The sequence below is a fragment of the Kitasatospora sp. NBC_01287 genome (genome assembly GCF_026340565.1).
GTDB lineage: Bacteria > Actinomycetota > Actinomycetes > Streptomycetales > Streptomycetaceae > Kitasatospora.
Map to the genome: position 1 here is coordinate 30,027 of NZ_JAPEPB010000001.1, position 16,463 is coordinate 46,489.

General features: G+C 68.8%; 16 protein-coding genes and 3 pseudogenes. 11 read left to right on the plus strand and 8 right to left on the minus strand.

The genetic code is table 11. The features are described 5' to 3' along the window. The first annotated feature begins 294 nt into the window (after nt 1-294). Together OG455_RS00130 and OG455_RS00135 are read left to right on the plus strand one after the other, a co-directional pair. Nucleotides 295-783 carry a hypothetical protein gene (locus OG455_RS00130; protein WP_266288820.1) on the plus strand — a complete coding sequence of 163 codons (489 nt, stop codon included), beginning with the start codon at nt 295-297 and terminating at the stop codon, nt 781-783. Nucleotides 784-853: 70 nt separating this feature from the next. Then, nucleotides 854-1,072 (plus strand): hypothetical protein, encoded by a 219-nt coding sequence (locus OG455_RS00135; protein ID WP_266288822.1) that lies wholly within the window; start codon nt 854-856, stop codon nt 1,070-1,072. A gap of 300 nt (nt 1,073-1,372) precedes the next feature. Here the strand turns inward: OG455_RS00135 and OG455_RS00140 are convergent, their stop codons facing one another. The 3 genes from OG455_RS00140 to OG455_RS00150 all read right to left on the minus strand — a co-directional run bounded on the left by OG455_RS00140 (nt 1,373) and on the right by OG455_RS00150 (nt 3,659). Then, nucleotides 1,373-2,356 (minus strand): hypothetical protein, encoded by a 984-nt coding sequence (locus OG455_RS00140; protein WP_266288824.1) that lies wholly within the window; start codon nt 2,354-2,356, stop codon nt 1,373-1,375. Between the two features lie 89 nt (nt 2,357-2,445). Continuing rightward, nucleotides 2,446-2,979: an NUDIX hydrolase gene (locus tag OG455_RS00145; RefSeq protein WP_266288826.1), complete on the minus strand. Its 534-nt coding sequence runs from the start codon at nt 2,977-2,979 to the stop codon at nt 2,446-2,448. Continuing rightward, nucleotides 2,976-3,659: a DUF402 domain-containing protein gene (locus OG455_RS00150; RefSeq protein ID WP_266288828.1), complete on the minus strand. Its 684-nt coding sequence runs from the start codon at nt 3,657-3,659 to the stop codon at nt 2,976-2,978. The genes OG455_RS00145 and OG455_RS00150 overlap by 4 nt, the downstream gene beginning before the upstream one ends. Nucleotides 3,660-3,788: 129 nt before the next feature. Between OG455_RS00150 and OG455_RS00155 the strand changes: the two genes are divergently transcribed. The 3 genes and pseudogenes from OG455_RS00155 (at nt 3,789) to OG455_RS00165 (ending at nt 5,802) form a co-directional block, all read left to right on the plus strand. Then, complete coding sequence (locus OG455_RS00155; RefSeq protein ID WP_266288830.1) at nt 3,789-4,412, plus strand: hypothetical protein; 624 nt, start codon at nt 3,789-3,791, stop codon at nt 4,410-4,412. A gap of 103 nt (nt 4,413-4,515) precedes the next feature. Next, nucleotides 4,516-5,366 (plus strand): annotated as a pseudogene (locus OG455_RS00160) (IS5 family transposase). A 13-nt stretch (nt 5,367-5,379) separates the two neighbouring features. After that, a complete protein-coding gene (locus tag OG455_RS00165; RefSeq protein ID WP_266288832.1) occupies nt 5,380-5,802 on the plus strand; it encodes a hypothetical protein in 423 nt (140 codons plus the stop codon). Between the two features lie 21 nt (nt 5,803-5,823). Here OG455_RS00165 and OG455_RS00170 read toward each other — a convergent pair whose 3' ends face one another. Continuing rightward, nucleotides 5,824-6,246, minus strand: a complete 423-nt coding sequence (locus OG455_RS00170) for an NTF2 fold immunity protein (RefSeq protein ID WP_266288834.1) — start codon at nt 6,244-6,246, stop codon at nt 5,824-5,826. A gap of 51 nt (nt 6,247-6,297) precedes the next feature. After that, a pseudogene (locus tag OG455_RS41985) lies at nt 6,298-6,399 on the minus strand (IS5/IS1182 family transposase); the annotation flags it as partial. 88 nt (nt 6,400-6,487) lie between these two features. Between OG455_RS41985 and OG455_RS00175 the strand changes: the two are divergent. Both OG455_RS00175 and OG455_RS00180 read left to right on the plus strand, forming a co-directional pair. Continuing rightward, entirely contained in the window at nt 6,488-6,871 is a 384-nt protein-coding gene (locus tag OG455_RS00175; RefSeq protein WP_266288802.1) for a hypothetical protein, read from the plus strand. 20 nt (nt 6,872-6,891) lie between these two features. After that, complete coding sequence (locus OG455_RS00180; protein WP_266288800.1) at nt 6,892-7,896, plus strand: IS3 family transposase; 1,005 nt, start codon at nt 6,892-6,894, stop codon at nt 7,894-7,896. Between the two features lie 34 nt (nt 7,897-7,930). Here the strand turns inward: OG455_RS00180 and OG455_RS00185 are convergent. Continuing rightward, nucleotides 7,931-8,134, minus strand: a pseudogene (locus tag OG455_RS00185) (transposase); the annotation flags it as partial. Between the two features lie 649 nt (nt 8,135-8,783). Here OG455_RS00185 and OG455_RS00190 point away from each other — a divergent pair. Together OG455_RS00190 and OG455_RS00195 are read left to right on the plus strand one after the other, a co-directional pair. Beyond that, nucleotides 8,784-9,077: a hypothetical protein gene (locus tag OG455_RS00190; protein ID WP_266288836.1), complete on the plus strand. Its 294-nt coding sequence runs from the start codon at nt 8,784-8,786 to the stop codon at nt 9,075-9,077. Nucleotides 9,078-9,166: 89 nt separating this feature from the next. After that, on the plus strand, nt 9,167-10,282 hold the full coding sequence (locus OG455_RS00195) for an IS630 family transposase (protein WP_266288838.1): 1,116 nt from the start codon (nt 9,167-9,169) through the stop codon (nt 10,280-10,282). Here the strand turns inward: OG455_RS00195 and OG455_RS00200 are convergent, their stop codons facing one another. Beyond that, entirely contained in the window at nt 10,283-10,522 is a 240-nt protein-coding gene (locus OG455_RS00200) for a hypothetical protein (RefSeq protein WP_266288840.1), read from the minus strand. A 1,187-nt stretch (nt 10,523-11,709) separates the two neighbouring features. Between OG455_RS00200 and OG455_RS00205 the strand changes: the two genes are divergently transcribed. Continuing rightward, the gene (locus OG455_RS00205; RefSeq protein WP_266300610.1) at nt 11,710-13,215 is read left to right on the plus strand and encodes an ISL3 family transposase; all 1,506 of its coding nucleotides are present in this window, start codon (nt 11,710-11,712) and stop codon (nt 13,213-13,215) included. Nucleotides 13,216-13,445: 230 nt separating this feature from the next. Here OG455_RS00205 and OG455_RS00210 read toward each other — a convergent pair whose 3' ends face one another. Further along, nucleotides 13,446-14,477: a hypothetical protein gene (locus OG455_RS00210; protein WP_266288842.1), complete on the minus strand. Its 1,032-nt coding sequence runs from the start codon at nt 14,475-14,477 to the stop codon at nt 13,446-13,448. Nucleotides 14,478-15,965: 1,488 nt separating this feature from the next. On the opposite strand from OG455_RS00210, the gene OG455_RS00215 reads away from it, so the two are divergent. Beyond that, the gene (locus OG455_RS00215; protein ID WP_266288844.1) at nt 15,966-16,133 is read left to right on the plus strand and encodes a hypothetical protein; all 168 of its coding nucleotides are present in this window, start codon (nt 15,966-15,968) and stop codon (nt 16,131-16,133) included. The last annotated feature ends 330 nt before the right edge of the window (nt 16,134-16,463 follow it).

Genomic DNA, 16,463 nt, shown 5'->3' on the forward strand with positions numbered 1-16,463 from the left:
GCATGGACTTCTCCCGGCCACCGCCGAAGTGCCCAGGCAGAAGTAGTCGGCGTCCGCCGGCCTATGGACAATGCGCTCTGAGCTGCGGAAGCACTGTGATCCCCGGAGGGGCTGAGGCAACCCCGAGTAGCAAGCCCAGCAGCAAGCGCAGAGGCAACCGCGCACGGGGCGCTTGCTCGGCCGGCCAGTGGCATTGTGCCGGGACATGTTAGTTGTCACGCGGACAGGTTTGTTGTCACCGCGGGGAAGCGCTCGTGCTGCGGCAGTGTGGGACCCCCTGGCTAGGCTTCGCGCATGCCGAGCCAGTACCACCTGCCAGGGTCCACCGAGGATCGCCTGTTGGTCATCGACCGCCTGAGTGCGTTGCCGTTCCCCCGAGTAGAGGAGAGGCCGGGGAAGGAGAGTAGTTGGGGCGGCCCTGGATATCACCTTGCCGTGCTTCAAGAGAGCCAGGACTTCTGGGAGAACCGCAGCGAGGAGATCGTCGAGGCGGCGGAGCAAGAGATCGAAACCGATCTCGCGACGCTGACTGCTGTTCTGACCGGCCGCTGGGGTGAACCCGAGTCCGTCGATCTGTGGCCGTTTCTCGGGTTCGACAACCCCGACCCCGACTTCGTGGCGCCCGAGCCGTTGGGATTCCTGTGCGGAGTCGCGGGCGATATGCGAGTTTGGCGGCTGCGGTCGTCCGGCCGCTGGGTCGCATTGGTCATCGGTCAGGCCGATCCCGAGTGGCCTTTCCAACTGCTCGCCGCTGTAGGTGAGGCTTCCTCTCTTCCGGAATGACTGCCGCACGGCCTCGAACCTACCTGGCCGAGTTCGGTCACGACTGCCTTGCTCGGGCAAGGTCGGCGTCGTGCCGCTCGATGATCTCTTCGTGGGTGGCCTGGCCGCCGAGTGCTTGGCGGTGGCCTCCCAGGACCACTTGGAGGGGGAAGGAGGTGCCGACTTGTCGGCGGAGGGGGTAGCTGACGGCGTGGTTGATGGCCGCGGCTTCGTCGACGAGCGGCTGGAGGTAGGTTGCGGCATCGACTTCGTCTCGGGCCTGGAGGAACTTGTCGGCGGGCGATCGTGAGGATGGCCGCGGTGGTCAGGGAGTCGTCTGGCGGGACGGTGAAGATCCGGGCTCGGCTTCGTGGGGCCTCTCGGAGTTCCAGGAACTGCTCATGGCGGCGGCCGGCCTCCCGGTCGATGACCTTGGCGAGGGCCTGGCTCGGTGTGTGCGGGCGGGCCTCCGGCCAGGACATCAAGATCATGGCAGCGACAGCCTTCAGGTCCATGAAGTACTGAGCGGTGGGGACGAGCCAGCCGACGCTTCCGACCTGCTCAGGTCCTTCCGGTGCGAGGAGGGAGAGAAGTCGCTCTTGCAGGCTGATCAGCGCTTTTCGTGATCGGGAATCGGCCGGCAGCGCGTCACTGTCCGGGGCCGCCTTGGTGAGGTCAGCGCCGCAGGCCGGTCGGTTGCCACGGAGGTTGACGACAGGTCCGGAGCCCGGGCGTTGGGTGGGATGCAGTGTCTCGTCACGGGGTCGGGCCAGCAGCGTCTGCCAGTTCGCTGCGTGCAGCAGTTCTCCGCAGACGTGGCATTGGCGAGTTGGGCGCGGGCGACGGGTGGGAACGGCGTGGTCTCGGCGAGCTCACCGAACGTCAGGCCCTGACTTGCTGACGCGAGTAGAGCCGACCGCAGGCCGAGCGGGTCGGACAGCGGGCGGCGCTGGGAGGAGAAGGCATCCAGAGCGGCGAGAGCGTGCTCCCGCCAACGGGCTGCGACCGTGTAGTGCCACCCGCAAGCGAGGGCGACCTTGGCCGCCGCGGCGAACGACTCCCGGTCTTCGTCCTTGATCAGCCGCTCGGGGCGGACATCGATCAGCCAGACGCCGGAGCGGGTCACCGCGAGGTAGTCCGGGATGTGGCTCCGTCGTCTGCCCGACGCGCCGAACCAGAACTTGATCGGCTGCGACACAACATCGAGCAGGCCGGCCGCGAAGTCCAGAACGAGCAGCACCCGGGCTTCCTCCAGGCTCTCCGTGCCGTGGTGGCGGCCAGTGCTCACCAGGAACTGCATGCCGGGACGGTGCCGTTGGGCCCGCTGCCAGGAGAACCAGCGCATCGGGTCGCTGTCGACGACCGGGAGCCGGGCGAGGTCCTGCACCGTGCTCGAGGTCTCGTTGCCTCCGGCCCGCCAGGTGGCCGTCCAGCGCCGAGTCCAGCCCTCCTCCAGGTCCAGGCCCTCACGCCCGGACGCCACCGCAACCGGGACCAGAAGGTCCTGCCACCCGCAGTCGTGGGACCACAAAGGCGGGCCGACCTGCGTCGTACCGAGCCGCGTATGCCCACGCGCGAGCCGTCTCTCGTCCATAGCCACCAGGAAACCGACCGCCGACCGCAGGCCACGCTCTACGACTGGTGACAACTAGCGTGTCTCGTCACAGGCATGCGGTCGGGGCGTCAGCGCCACTGGTAGGAGGCGCCGGTCATCGCCGGGAGCAGCAGCGGTCGGTTGGTGGTGGTGTCGGGTCGGAGGGCTTGGTCGAGGGCGGGGCCGATGGCCGGGTAGAGGTGGAGGCAGGCTGCTGCGGCTGCGGGTACCCAGACCACCGGTGGCTGGTGGGGGTCGTCTTGCTCGGTGGCGGCGACGGCGAGGTGGAAGCCGGTCGGCAGGTGGGCGGTGAAGACCAGGTGCCGGCGGCGGAACGGCGCGCTCTCGCCGGGGCGGAGCGTCTCCTGGTCCTGGGTGAAGCGCAGCACCGGGGGCGCGGGCAGGGTGGCGGTGTCGAAGCCGAGCTCTTCGAGCAGTTCCCGGCGCAGCGCCGTCGGCGGGTCCTCGCCGGGCTCGATCAGGCCGCCGGGCAGGGAGAGCTGAAGGCCGGCCGGGCGCTGGCGGCGGATCAGGCAGATGCGGCCGTCGTGGACCAGGACCGCGCACACCCGCACGCGGACCGGCCCGGTGCCCGTGCCGGTGACCGCCGTGGCCGAGGTCACCGGTCTGCGGCCGGTTCGTCGGCGCTGGCGTTGGTGCTGACGGGCAGGGTCGGCAGCGGCCACGCGGGGTCCGGTGCCCAGGCGGGCCAGCCCGCGGCAAGCGGGCCGGTGCGGTCGTCGAGCATGGTGATCGCCCGCCCGCGGGCCCGCTCAACCTGGCGGTGCAGGTGGTCGTCGATCAGGCCGAGACGGCGCAGCTGGGCGTACTCCGCGTGGTCCTTCCATCGGTGGCTCGACAGGTCGGGAGCGATGACCAGGTCGAGGGCGAGGTCCATGGTGTCGATGCCGATGCCGGGGCGGCGCGTGTACGGCTTCTCGAAGTTCACGTACCAATGCAGCGGGTCGCCGGTGGCGGCGTCCTGGAAGCAGTGCACGGAGAACCACTCGCCGGCCAGGAAGTACGAGAGCAGTGCGGTGCCGGTCCAGCGGTAGCGGCCAAGGGTCCAGGTGCCGGCTGCCAGGTCGTCCAGGCCCTGCTTGCGGGTGACGTCGTCTCCCGTGCGCGTCGCGGTGATCCAGGTCGTCGGGGCCATGCTCTCGATCCCCGGCCAGTAGGCCAGCGTCAGCACGTGGCCGGTGTCGTCGATCACCCGCTGCGGCATCGCGGTCCACACCCGGTCGGCGTGGACGTCGCGACGGATCGCGGTGGTACCGGGCTGGAACAGCTTGGAGTCGGTCACGGGGGCAGTCTTCCCGGCCCCGGGGCCGGGAAGCCCGCTCGAAGGCGTGACGACGCCTCAGGACCCCGGGAGGCCGTAGCGGCCGGCCCGCTGGCGGTTCCCCCCGCACCACACGGGAACACGCCGGGCATGGATGGGCACCAGGAACAGGCCGGCCCGGTCGACCAGGCGTGGGCCCGGGAGCTGACCGAGCAGCTGCGCACGGCGATCGAGGACGTCCGGGCCGCCGTCCTGGTCCTGGCCCGCCGGGTCCGCGCCGCGCACCAGGCCCGGGTGTGGACCGGGCTCGGCCACCCGTCGTGGTCGGCGTACGCGCTCGCGGAATTCGGAATCGGCCGCTCGACGGCGTATCGGCTGCTCGACCTGGCGGCCGCCGCCGAGGCGATCGAGGACACCGTGCGGGCCGAGCTCGGGGTGTCCCACGCGTGGGACAGCACCGACCGGGTCCTGCCGGTGCGCGCGGTCGTCGACATCAAGGGCCGGCTCGGCGAGCTGACCGCGCTGATCGCCGAACGCCTCACCGACGCCCAGGCCGAGGCCGGCACCGCGCCGGACGCCGCGGTGGTCGGCGAGATCGTCGCCCAGGCCATCGCCGACGTCCGCGCCCGCCCCGACGCCCCCGCCGCCGAGCTGGCGATGAGAAATGCGGGCTCGTCTATGAATCCACCGCAGCTCAGAACGCCCGATCTGGAGGACCGCCCGCTCGCCAGCTACGCGACCGAGGTCTCCGGCACCTGCGGCACCACGTTCTGAGAGGGCGTTATGTGGGTGTTCTATGCGATTCATCCCTGCTGCGGTGAAGTAGCTTCTGTGCCAAGGGGGTTGACGTCTGGTCGGGTTGCGCTGAAGTAGGAGTATGGGTGAGCGTCTTCGGTATCCGAGCGATCTGTCGGACGAGCGGTGGGAGCTGATCCGGCCGGTGCTGACGGCCTGGAAGGGCATGCATCCGTCGGTCAGCGGCCATCAGGGCAGGTACGACCTGCGGGAGGTCGTGAACGCGATCTTGTATCAGGCCCGGACCGGCTGCCAGTGGCGCTACCTCCCGCATGACCTGCCGCCCTACGGCGCGGTGTACTACTACTTCGCCAAGTGGCGCGACGACGGCACTACCCAGACCGTCCACGACCTGCTGCGCTGGCAGGTACGCGAGAAGGCCGGACGGGCTGAGACGCCACTGCGGTCGTTCTGGACTCGCAGACGGTGCGCGCCTCGCTCAACGCCCCGGCCGCCACGACCGGGCTGGACGCGGGAAAGAGGAGCCCGGGGCGCAAGCGCGGGATCGCCACCGACGTGCTCGGCCTGCTGATCGCGGTCCTGGTGACGGCCGCGAACGTACACGACAACGCCATCGGCATCACGCTGCTGGACAAGGTCGCCGCCCACAACCCGAGCGTGACCAAGGCCTGGGTGGACGCCGGCTTCAAGAACGCGGTGGCCACACACGGCACCGCGTTGGGCATCGACGTCGAGGTCGGCCAGCGCGATCCCGGCGTGAAGGGGTTCACCCCGGTGCCCAAACGCTGGGTGGTCGAGCAGACCTGGGGCACGCTGATGCTGCACCGGCGCCTGGCACGCGACGACGAGACGCTTCCGGCCAGTGCGGAGTCGATGATCTATTGGTCGATGAGCGACAACATGACCCGCAGACTGACCGACACCACGACACCGACCTGGCGCGATCCACCACGCGAGAGCGGCAACGCATAGCAGGAGGCACACGATGGGGTCGCTGCTGGAACGGCTGGCAGAACACGAGGCCGGTGCCCGCGAACGGGTCGAGCGCCTGCGCGAGCAGATCGACGCGCTGGTCGCGCAGTTGACCGAGGCCGAGAACGCCCTGACGCGCCTGGAGATCACCCGCGAGACCGTGCTCGCCCTGGCCGCAGAGGACGAGGCGGAACACGCCGCCGACCCGGTCCTGTCCCAACCGGCCTACCGACACATCCTGACCGCCTTCGAGCACGCCGAGACCGAACTCCGCGCCAAAGACCTCTGCCAAGCCCTCGGCACCGGGCTGGCACCGAAGCAGATCGAAGGCATGCGCGCCAAGCTCAAGCGCCTCGTCGGCCGAGGCATCCTGACCGAGCCCGAACCTGGCCTGTTCATCCTGCCCCGCCCGGAAACCGTGCCCAACCCCCGTTAGGACCCGTCCGCCCGGCCGGCGCTAGAGATCCAGCCACCGTTTCCACCCGCCCGTCAGTGCGACGTCGACCTCCTTGAACGCGGCCTTCCACGCGCCGCTCTCGCGCACCATGGCGTACCGGGCCTCGCCACCGATCAGTCCCTCCGGCACGTAGACCCAGCACTTCCTCGGCGTCTCCTGCTCGACGCGCAGGATCGGCTCAGCGAACTCCGGAGGCGTGCCGAAGCACAGCAGGTCGTAGCGCGACTGGTGCCGAGCCAGCGCCTTCTTCGCCAGATATCTGTCGAACACCGCTTTCACCGCAGCCAGTTGGTCAGCGTACGTGGTGTCGCGTCGACAGGATTCCATCCACTCCTCCCACCGGCGCATCTCGTCGAAGAAGTCCTGCGCGGCCGCTCGGGCGCCTGCTATGCCCCGATCGTTCTGCTGGTCGTCCTGCGACATTCGCTCTGCCTCTCACGAGCAACAACGGGACGAAGGCTTATATAACACCCTCTCAGCCCGTCCGGCCTTCTCGCGTACCTGCCAGCGCAGCAGGTCGTGGACGGTCTGGGTAGTGCCGTCGTCGCGCCACTTGGCGAAGTAGTAGTACACCGCGCCGTAGGGCCCTCTCTGTCAGCCTTGGGTGAGACGTCCCGCTTTGTCGGGTTAGCCTGAGAGGGCCCGAGTAGGAGTTCCATCCCTGATGACCAGCACCAATCCGTCCGCTGCCGACCCGGCTCCCAGGCCGAAGCGCCGCACGTTCAGTCCCGAGTACAAGCTGCGGATCGTCGCCGAGTACGACGCCGCGCCCAAGAACGAGAAGGGTGCGGTTCTGCGCCGCGAGCGCCTGTACCACTCGCACGTCACCGAGTGGCGGGCCGCGCGCGATGCCGGGGCCCTGGAGAACCTGGTCGACCACCGCACCAGCCCGGCCCGCCCGAAGAAGTCCGCCACCGAGGTCGAGAACGAGAAGCTGCGCCGGCAGGTGGAACGGCTGGAGAGGGAGCTCGCCCGGAACAAGGCAGCGTTGGAGGTCCTGGGAAAAGCGTCGGCGCTCTTGGAAATGATCTCCGAGAGCGCGGACTGAAGCACGCCGCGGACCCCGTCGTGGACGAGGCGTTCACCGCCGTCGAACACGAGCTCGGCACCACGGCCGCATGCCGGCTGACCGGCCGCTCCCGGGCCACCCACTACCGCAGGCTTCAGCCGACGCCCGCACGCAAGCCCAGGTCGCCCCAGGTCCAGCCATCGGCCCTGACAGCCGAAGAGCGCACTGCGGTACTGGAGTTGATGAACAGCCCCGAGTACGCCGAACTGGCGCCCGCGCAGATCTGGGCCCGTGAGCTGGACACCGGGCGCTACCACTGCTCGGTCTCCACGATGTACCGGATCCTGCGTGAGCGGGGGCAGTCCGGTGAGCGCCGCCGCCAGGCCACCCACCCGGCCAAAACGGTGCCCGAACTGGTCGCCGACGGCCCCTCGCAAGTCTTCACCTGGGACATCACCAAAGCTGCCGGCCCCAGGAAGGGCATCTGGTACCACGCCTACGTGATCATCGACATCTTCAGCCGCTACATCGTCGGCCACACCGTCGAACTGGCCGAATCAGCCGAGCGGGCGGAGGAGTTGATCCGCGAGACCATCGCGCGCAACGGCATCGTCCCCGAGACCGTGCACGCCGACCGGGGCACCTCGATGACCTCCAAGAAGGTCTCCCAGCTGCTGATCGACCTCGGCGTCACCCGGAGTCACTCGCGTCCGAAGGTCTCCAACGACAACCCTTACAGCGAGGCCCAGTTCAAGACCACCAAGTACATGTCCGACTACCCCGAGCGGTTCGACTCCCTGGCCCATGCCCGCGAATGGTTCGACGCCTTCATCTCGTACTACAACCACGAGCACAGGCACTCGGGTATCGGACTTCACACGCCCGCCAGCGTCCACTTCGGCACGGCGGAGGAGATCCGCGACCAGCGGTCCGTCACCCTCGCCGAGGCCTACGCGCGCCACCCCGAACGCTTCGGCCGCCGTCCCAGACCACCCGAGATCCCGAAGACGGCATGGATCAACGACCCCGCCAAGCGCAGGGAACCCGCACCACAAACCTCATAACGTCACGACCGTCTCACTGGACTTGAAATCTTCCGGGCGGCAGGTCATGCGGGAGGTAGCGCCACTGGCAGCCGGTCCGGGCCTGATACAAGATCGCGTTCACGACCTCCCGCAGGTCGTACCTGCCCTGATGGCCGCTGACCGACGGATGCATGCCCTTCCAGGCCGTCAGCACCGGCCGGATCAGCTCCCACCGCTCGTCCGACAGATCGCTCGGATACCGAAGACGCTCACCCATACTCCTACTTCAGCGCAACCCGACCAGACGTCAACCCCCTTGGCACAGAAGCTACTTCACCGCAGCAGGGATGAATCGCATAGAACACCCACATAACGCCCTCTCAGGGCTCCGGGAGGCAGAACACTCCGTAGAAAGCTCTGGAGCCTCCTCAGCTCCCGAGCCAGGACCACGGCCGCAAACCACGCCCCGAGGCCGGGGAGCCGGGTCGGCAGTGGACGGATTGGTGCTGGTCATCAGGGGTGGAACTCCTACCCGGGCCCTCTAAGGCTAACCCGACAAAGCGGGACGTCTCACCCAAGGCTGACACAGAGGGACCAGGGACAAGAACCCCGACCACCCCAATGAACAGCCACGCCGAGCCACTGAAAACCAAACGCCGATCATCAGCGTTGCACCCCGACAACCGCCACCAAGCCACCGAGCACCACCACCAGGCCGCCGACCACCACCACCAAGAGAAGGCCGGCCCCGGCAACGGCCGACGCCCGGCCGACTGTCCTGTGACGGCGAACCTTGACCGATTGACAGGGAAGCCTCGCCGAACACAGTTCGTGACAGCGAAGTTTGATCGTCACATGCCATTGGAGGTGGCCTGTTGCCGGCTCGGGAGCAGCTGCATAGTCTTGACCCGCTTTGGGAGGGGCTTATGAGTGATGATCAGGGACAGGGCTACAGCGCGACCGAGGCACTGGACAACAGGAGCATCAAGAGCCGCGGCAAGAGGTTCCTGGGCGGCGTGGTGCTCACGCTACTGGTCCTGGGCATCGCCGTCGCCGCCGTGGGCGCGGTTGTCGTCGTCGACTGGTTGGCGTTCCGCATTGCCATGTGGCTCGGCTCAGTGCTGGTGTTCATCGAGGCGATCGTGTGCCTGTACTGGCGCGGTCAGATGCCCGCTCAATCCCGTGCCGAGAGGAAGCGGCGCAAGAGCCGTTCGCTCTAGTGCTCTGACCGAATAGGTTCGCCGGGTTGGCGGTGCCACCGTCCGGACCGGTTGGATGTGGGCGGACATCCGAGGTGTGGGGAGGCGTGGTGGCGGAGCCGGTCAAGGTCCGGAGACTGACCGACCAGGAGGGGCAGCAGTTACAGCGGATCGTGCGTCGGGGCAGCACGAACACGGTGCGCTACCGGCGGGCGATGATGCTGCTGGCCTCGGCCGGCGGCAACCGCGTGCCGGTCATCGCCCAGTTGGTCGCGGCCGACGAAGACACCGTGCGTGACGTGATCCACCGGTTCAACGAGATCGGTCTGGCCTGCCTGGACCCTCGTTGGGCGGGAGGCCGTCCCCGCCTGCTCAGTCCTGACGACGAGGACTTCGTCGTCCAGACGGCCACCACTCGCCCGGCCAAGCTCGGGCAGCCCTTCACCCGCTGGTCGATCCGCAAGCTCGCCGCCTACCTGCGCAAGGTTCACGGCCGGGTGATCCGCCTGGGTCGCGAGGCTCTGCGCTGCCTGCTCGCCCGACGCGGCGTCACCTTCCAACGGACCAAGACGTGGAAGGAGTCCACCGACCCGGAGCGGGATGCCAAGCTCGACCGGATCGAGCACGTCCTGGACCGCTTCCCCGACCGCACGTTCGCGTTCGACGAGTTCGGACCGCTCGGTATCCGCCCCAACGGCGGATCCTGCTGGGCCAAGGAGGGCAGGCCCGACCGGCTGCCGGCGACCTACCATCGCACCCACGGCGTCACCTACTTCCACGGCTGCTACTCGATCGGCGACGACACCCTGTGGGGCGTCAACCGCCGCCGCAAGGGCACCACGAACACCATGGCCGCACTCCGATCGATCCGGGCCGCCCGCCCAGACGGCGCCCCGGTCTACGTGATCCTGGACAACCTCTCCGCCCACAACGGCAAGAAGATCCGCAGCTGGGCTCACAACAACAACGTCCACCTCTGCTTCACCCCGACGAACGCTTCCTGGGCCAACCCGATCGAGGCGCACTTCGGGCCGCTGAGGCAGTTCACCCTCGCGAACTCGAACCACCCCAACCACACGGTCCAGACCCGCGAACTGCACCGCTACCTGCGCTGGCGCAACACCAACGCCCGCCACCCCGACGTACTCGCCGCCCAACGCCGCGAACGCGCCCGCATCCGCAGTGAGAAGGGCCTGCGCTGGGGCGGCCGACCGGCGGCGGCCTGATCAATCGCCGACGTTGAGCTCCGCAAACTCAGCGACCCCGAGCTCGGCCAGGACGCCGCGGAGCCGCGTCAGTGCTTCGTCCCGCTGCAAGCCCTCCGCGATCTCCAGGTCGAGATGGCAACGACCCATGCCGCTGCCCGCGCCTGTGACCTCACCGTGGAGGCCGAACTCGGCCTCCACCGCCTCCTCGACCTCATCACGGTCGATCGGCAAACCAACAAAGACGATCTCTACGAACAACACGGCCCTCCGTCTCAACCCGGCGAACCATATCGGTCAGAGCACTAGCCCCGGGGCTAGAGCCGCAAACCACGAGAACCGGCGGGCGAGCGGGCATCCTCAGCCTGAAGATCGAGACACCCCCGAACCAATCCTGACCTGCGGCGATCAGACTTCGCTGTCACAGACTGATATCGGTCAATCTTCGGTGGCAACCGCTCAAGGTTCGGCGGCACAGGACACCGACCGACCGGCGCACCCCCGGACTGCGGCCCGCCCCGCAGCTGTCGCGCATGCTGTCGCGCCCAGACCACACACAGGGGATCAGGCGCATCCGCCCACGTCACACCACATGACACCACCCCCCGCGACAAGCCAACGCGACAGGGGCGCGACAGCCCACCACCTACTCCCGAGCCGACCCGCAGCAGCCTCCCCGGACCACCACCAGAGCCACCACAGCAGCCTCCAGGGCGGCCTGACGGCCACCCAGCACCACCACGCCAGGAACCTGGACGGCGGCCGCCCGGCGGCGCCCAGCAAGCAGGCAGGCGGAGCGCAGCCCGGCCGACGCGAGCACAGCCGGCCCGGGACAGCGGCGCAGCACCGCACGGCAGCCAGCACGGCGGCCAGCACACGACCATGACGGGCGCAGCACCAGGAGGGCGGCACGGCCCGGACGGCGGCGCCAGTGCCCGGCCACCCCGGACGGCGGCCGCCCGACGGCGACCACCGAGAAGCGCCCAGCCCGACCCCACCAAACCGAACACCGGCCCCACCACCACACCCGGCCACCACAATTCCGGCCCGAATTCACACCACCACCGGGTGGCCAATCCGCCAAAACAGCCGAACGGAATACCCGGCAGAATTCACACCCGAAAACCGGCCCACAACACCCCACCGACCCCCGACCCGCCCCACCCCACCCTCGACCCTCATCCACCACCACACACAGTCACCATACCCCGCCGACCACCCACCCTCGCCACCCGCCCAACAGGTCCAACCAAAGGTCCAGACAACACCGTGTGTGAGGCCATTCCACGCACAACAACACCAACAGGTCACGCCCGACGGCCCTTCGCCGGCCCAGCGAGCTGAGTGGGGTCTATCAGGATTCCGGCTCTGTCCCGTATTCGGTGGTAACGAAGGGTGACGGTCGCCGTTGGCATGGCATGCGTGATGTCAACGAGCTTGTGGGTGTGATGTTTTCGGGACTGTCGGCCCTCGTCGTCGAGGGCGTGACGGATGAGGGCGAGTTCATCAGGGTGGCTGCGCGAACCCCGGACGATCCGGTGCCATGTCCGATGTGCGGGCAGCTGACGGGACAGGTTCACGGTTTCCACGGACGGGTGATCGCGGATGTGCCGGTGGACGGGCGGAGGGTCGTGGCGTCGGTGCGGGTGCGGCGCATGGTCTGCCCGGTCCTGGGCTGCCCGCGGCAGACATTTCGCGAGCAGGTCCCCGGCCTGATCGAGCGCTACCAGCGGCGCACGCGCCGGCTTGCCGACCAACTCGGCATGATCGTGAAGGAGTTAGCGGGCCGGGCGGGCGCCCGCCTCTCCCGCGTGCTGGCCTGCGCGATCTCCCTTTCAACCGCCCTGCGTCTGCTCATGCGCCAGGCGATCCCGCCACTGCGCGTGCCGTGCGTGCTCGGCATCGACGACTTCGCCCTCAAGCGCCGGCACCGCTATGCCACCGTGATCATCGACGCCGAGACCGGCGAACGGATCGACGTCCTGCCCGACCGCACCACCAAGACCCTGGCCGCATGGCTGCGCGAGCACCCCGGAGCCGAGTACGTCTGCCGCGACGGATCCGCCTCCTACGGTGAGGCGATCCGTCAGGCTCTCCCCGAAGCGGTGCAGGTCAGCGACAGATGGCATCTCTGGAGCAACCTGTGCGGCAAAGTCCTGGCCGAGGTCCGATCCCACGCCACCTGCTGGGCGACCGCGGTGAACCCCCTCCGGCCCGGAGGCGTACGCGAGCAGACCACCCGCGAGCGCTGGCAGCAGGTCCACCATCTGCTCGGTCAAGGCGTGGGCATGCTCGAATGCGCCCGCCGCCTCGACGTCGCCCTGAACACCGTCAAGCGGTACGCCCGCCTGAAGGAACCCACCGGCGACCGCCGCGCACCCCGCTACAAGCCCACGCTCGTCGACCCCTACCGCGAACACCTGCGCCGGCGCCGGGCCGAGAACCCCGCGGTGCCCGTCACCCACCTCCTGCGCGAGATCAAGGAGTTGGGCTACACCGGCAGCGCGAACCTCCTGGTCCGCTACCTCACCCAGGGTCGCGCCGAGGGCGACAGGCCTGTCACCACCCCGCAGCGCTTCGCCCGCCTCCTCCTCACCCGCCCCGAGAACCTGCGCGACAAGGACACCGAACTGCTGCGTGAACTCACCACGGCCTGCCCCGAGATGGCAGGACTCGCCCGTCTGACAGGAGAGTTCGCGCAACTGCTGACGCCGGCCCAGGGCAACGACGCCAAGCTCACCGTCTGGATCGCGTCAGTTCGCGCTGTCGACCTGCCCCACCTGCGCTCCTTCACGAACGGCCTGGAACTCGACCGGGCCGCTGTCGACGCCGGACTCACCACCCCGCACCACAACGGCCGCACCGAGGGCGTCAACACACGAACCAAAAGGATCATGAGGCAGATGCACGGCCGAGCCGGCTTCGACCTCCTCCGGCACCGCATCCTTCTATAGTGATTCGTACAGAGCGTTACCACCGATTACGGGACAGAGCCGGAATCCTGATACTCCCGCTGAGTGTCCAGGGCGTCCACGGGTCCTTCCGTTTCCACGACTTCGATCCCGACACGGGGCGTCTGACAGTCGCAGGGGTGGGGGAACCGCCTCATTGGCCGCAGTCCGACGGCATGGCGTAGCCAGCGACGAGGTGGCGGGGGCTGCTGTGCGTGGCCGGGTTCGGGCCGCTACTGCATGATCGTGCGTGGCAGGTGCGAGGGTGTGGCGGTGCAGTTGTAGATCTGCAGGGTGTAGCCGCGTCCTATGGTCATCATGGTGGGTTCGCGCAGGCTCTGGTAGGGATGGCCAACCAGCTCCGCCGCGCCGGGGCCCTCCTCGGTGGGACGCCAGCTGCCGTTGGCTCCGTCCCACTCGCTGCTGTCGATGGTGAGCAGCGCCTCCAGGGGGGCGCCGCACTCGCCGCAGTGCCGTTCGTCGTCAGACTCGGACTCGGGCGGGTCGCGGAAGGTGAAGGGGGCGGGCCAGCCGCCCGCCTTCCAGCCGGGGGCGACGGACAGATCGCGCTGATAGCTGACCGAGTGCTGCGCGCACCAGTCGTACACGCGCTCCTCCAGGTCCTGGTCGAGGAGGTGGCCGGGCGGGAGCTCACGCACCGGTTCGGGGTGGAGCAGACATGGCTGCGGTACATGGTCGTCGCACTCGACGTAGGCGGGCTCGGGAGGAGTGCGCAGGACCTGCCGGACCTGGGAGGCCAGGCGCCAGCGCAGCTGCACATTGGTCGAGCATCCTTCGATGCCGTAGCGCGGTGCCCACACGATCTGCAGCAGGTCGGTGCCGTGAGGGAAGGCCAGGGCGGGGACGTCGCGGGCGTAGAGCTGGACGAGCGGGATCAGCGGCTGCGGCCCCGACGGCAGCAGCTCGGGGTCGTGGCCGGCGCACAGCCGCTCCACCGCCTCCTTCTCCTGCACGGTGAGCAGGCTCTCCCGCGGGCCGCGCGGTCGCGCCCACGCCTGGGTCAGCAGGGCCCGCACCTGGTGGACGTCCGCCAGTGTCGGCAGGGGCTTGTAGGGCGGGTACCCGGGCTCGTCGTACGGCCAGGGCTCGTCGGTCGGCCACAGCAGGGGCCCGCCCACCGAACTGTCGTGGACGGTCGGGGCTCCGGGAGTCGGGTGCAGGCGGGTGGCCGTCCTGGCCAGGCCGGCGAGCTCCGGAAACTCTGCAGTGATGTCCAGTGGCCGCGGTGGTGTCGTGCGCGTCATGTCCTCTTCCTCCCGCCTTTGGGGGCAACGCCGTATCCAAACACGGCGCGCCGACACCCCTGGCCGGGTGTGGTCAGGGGTGTCGTCGCTCCCAGGCTGATGGCCGCAGTGGGCCCAGCAGGACACCTGGCCGACCGGTCGCCCGGCAGAGGCTGCGAAGCCGCAGCACAGGAGCGTTCCAGGGCAGCCCGGCGGCCGAGGTTGGGTCCCGAGATCTTTCGGCAGGGCCTCAGGTCCCTGACACGGCGTGGCAGAGGGAGCCCTCGCAGGTCCAGCATGGCTACGTAGGTGACAACGGACAGCACTTGTCGACGAGTTTGGGCAGCGGATGCTGATCTGCAGGCTGCGAAACCCACCAGACGCCACGACAGGCCCGCACCCGGTAGGCACTCCCTCCGGGGAGCCGCCACCGTGGGCAGCAACTCCGCACCGCGGCGGCACTGACCGCCCGTCAACCGCCGGCTGCCACTCCACAGCGCGCCCGGCCGCATCGCGGACTGGGTGAGAACACCACACACCCCACCACCCGCACCCGGCAGGCGCCATCTCTCCGGTCATCCGCTACCTGCGGGTATCGGCCCCCGGGCGAGAACACCGCATGCTCACCGAGAAGACCGCCACACCACCGCCGGCCACTCCCGGGCCCCCGCCGAACCCACCGCACAACAGACCCGGAAACCTCCCGACCACACCAGCCAGTACCACCCTGACCAGCGAAAACACCAAAACAGCCATGAGACCGAGACAACACCCACGACACCCGGTTTCGAAAATCACCCGAGCTGCCACAACCCCAGCCCACACACCACGACCAGACCACTCATCACCCCAAAACCCTCTCGCATTCACCCCACAAAACCCCAGCTCACAGACCTCTTCACGTCGTAACAAGACCCCCCGAAATCCTCAACCTTCCGACATTTCAAGGGCGACCCATGAATGCAATCCGGAACCATTCCCCCGGAGAAATCAAAAGGACTTCGAGGCGCAGCAGTTGAAAACTGAATTCACGCACGCCGGAAATTGGCCTACGGCCCTCACGGCCGACACGGCGCCCGCCATTCATGAGCCTCCCGGAAATCCCGCGAGACGCCCCCGGAACAATTCCACCGGCAACGGCACCGAACCGAACACCACCCGGCGTCGGGCCCGACCGAACCGAGCCCGACGGCCGACCGCACAGCGGCGGACAGCGCCCGGGACGCACCCGACCCGGCGCCCCATCAGCAGACCGACCACACCCCGCACATCACCCACCCGACCCGGTCATTTCAGTCACTGACCCCCCTCCCACCAGCACAAACACCAGTGACCAAACCACCAGACAGCACCCCCCACCGCCAGGCGCAGCGGGACGGCCTGGCGGCCGACCAGGACGACAGGCCCGGCGCAGCAGCGGCGGGGAGCAGCCGAGGCCGGCCGACCGAGCAGCAGATGCAACACGGAAACCCTGTACCACCGGGCCCTCAGGAGCCCTACGCTCAGCGCATGCTGATCCGCCACCTCATCGGCTGGCCCCTGCTCCTCGCCGGCACGGGACTGATGGGCTACTCCCGCCGCGTCCCACGGGCGAAGATGGCCGCCACCGGCAGTGACTGGCGCTGGGCCCTACCCGGATTCGCCATCGCCATGACCGGCATGGCCATCATCGGCTGAACCCGACCACTCACGGCCAAGGGCCAGGCCAGGAACAGCCCGGTGGGCGGGCGGCCCAGGCGCGGTCTCGACGGAAGCCAGGCTGCAGCGGCAAAGCCTCGGACCGGACACTCGGGTACAACACGCCCACCCAGCGGCCCCGCCCAGCCACATAACACCAGGTCAGACCCGCAACACCGCCCCGCGTCACACCCGCCCACTCCCCCGCCAGGCCGTCGAGCACCACCACCAGGAGAAGGCCGGCCCCACCAACGGCCCGCCGTCCCGCCCGCGCCCGGACAAGCCCACGACGAGCAGCGCCTGGCGGTCGCCTGAAAACACCCCGCCGAT

Bases quoted from the DNA above. Each gene is read 5' to 3' on its own strand.
- OG455_RS00130 (WP_266288820.1), top strand. From the start codon at position 295: ATGCCGAGCCAGTACCACCTGCCAGGGTCCACCGAGGATCGCCTGTTG.
- OG455_RS00140 (WP_266288824.1), bottom strand. From the start codon at position 2,356: ATGGACGAGAGACGGCTCGCGCGTGGGCATACGCGGCTCGGTACGACG.
- OG455_RS00155 (WP_266288830.1), top strand. From the start codon at position 3,789: ATGGATGGGCACCAGGAACAGGCCGGCCCGGTCGACCAGGCGTGGGCC.
- OG455_RS00165 (WP_266288832.1), top strand. From the start codon at position 5,380: ATGGGGTCGCTGCTGGAACGGCTGGCAGAACACGAGGCCGGTGCCCGC.
- OG455_RS00170 (WP_266288834.1), bottom strand. From the start codon at position 6,246: ATGTCGCAGGACGACCAGCAGAACGATCGGGGCATAGCAGGCGCCCGA.
- OG455_RS00175 (WP_266288802.1), top strand. From the start codon at position 6,488: ATGACCAGCACCAATCCGTCCGCTGCCGACCCGGCTCCCAGGCCGAAG.
- OG455_RS00190 (WP_266288836.1), top strand. From the start codon at position 8,784: ATGAGTGATGATCAGGGACAGGGCTACAGCGCGACCGAGGCACTGGAC.
- OG455_RS00205 (WP_266300610.1), top strand. From the start codon at position 11,710: ATGTTTTCGGGACTGTCGGCCCTCGTCGTCGAGGGCGTGACGGATGAG.
- OG455_RS00210 (WP_266288842.1), bottom strand. From the start codon at position 14,477: ATGACGCGCACGACACCACCGCGGCCACTGGACATCACTGCAGAGTTT.
- OG455_RS00215 (WP_266288844.1), top strand. From the start codon at position 15,966: ATGCTGATCCGCCACCTCATCGGCTGGCCCCTGCTCCTCGCCGGCACG.